1 protein-coding gene is annotated in these 1,091 nt (G+C 74.3%); it reads right to left on the bottom strand.

Going from position 1 to position 1,091, the window contains the following annotated elements; genetic code table 11:
* Positions 1 to 1,077 (bottom strand): glycoside hydrolase family 15 protein (locus ABZ641_RS39010; protein WP_359989457.1); only part of this gene is annotated, 1,077 nt, incomplete at its 3' end.
* Between the last annotated feature and the right edge of the window lie 14 nt (positions 1,078 to 1,091).

Here is a 1,091-nt window from a genome sequence, read left to right on the forward strand (position 1 = left end):
CGCGGCGTTGCCGGCCCGCACCGGCGCGGAGCGCCGGTAGCCCTCCAGGTGCTCCAGCACCTCCTCGGTGAGGTGCGGTTCGCCGTCGACCCGGTACATGATCTGCAGCGGCTCGCCCGAGGCCGTCCCGCCGGCGTCCAGCCGGTCCCGCAGCCAGCGGCGGAAGGCGTTCGCCTCCGTGACGAAGCCGAGGTCGATCAGTGCCCGGACGGACAGCGAGGCGTCGCGCACCCAGGTGTAGCGGTAGTCCCAGTTCCGCTCCCCGCCGACCTGCTCGGGCAGGCCCATGGTGGCGGCGGCGATCGGCGCGCCGGTGGGGGCGTACGTCAGGAGCTTCAGGGTGATCGCCGAACGGGTCACCATCTCGTGCCAGCGGCCGCGGTAGCGGCAGGACCGCAGCCAGCCCAGCCAGAACCCGGTGCACGCCTCGAACTCGGCGGTGATCCTCTCGGCGGTGGGAGCCGGACCGCCCGGCCGGCCGCTGAGCGTGCCCGGCTCGCCCGACTCGGCGGTGAGCACCACGGCGGCGCGCTGGCCGGCGTGCAGCGTGAACCGGGCGGACACGTCCGTACCGTCGGGGTGCAGCGCGATCGGCGCGGTCGCCTGCAGGTGCAGGTCCGTGCCGGGCCCGCGGAACAGCACCGACCCGTCGTCGAGCCGGGTCAGTCCGTGCGCCGCCCGGCCGTAGTCGAAGCGCGGCCGGCACAGCAGCTCGAACGGCAGACTGCCGCGCACCACCCGCGCCGCCCGGATCAGCCGGTGATGGGTGGACGGCGTCGGCGACGGATCCGGCGGCATGAAGTCGACCACCTCGCCGACCCCGCCGGGCGCCATGAAACGGGTGATCAGGACGGCCGTGTCCGGCAGGTACAGCTGGCGGACGGTCGCCTCGGGACCCGCATCGGCGGCGAGCCGGCAGAAGCCGCCGCGGTCGCTGTCCAGCAGTGAGGCGAACACGCTGGGGGAGTCGAAGCGGGGGGTGCACCACCAGTCGACGGTGCCGTCGGCGGCGATCAGAGCCGCCGTCTGCAGGTCACCGACGATGCCGTGGTCCGCGATCGGGGGGTAGTCGTTCACAGCGCCTCCTCGGC

It is taken from the genome of Kitasatospora sp. NPDC007106 (assembly GCF_040634455.1).
Classification (GTDB): Bacteria; Actinomycetota; Actinomycetes; order Streptomycetales; family Streptomycetaceae; genus Kitasatospora; species Kitasatospora arboriphila.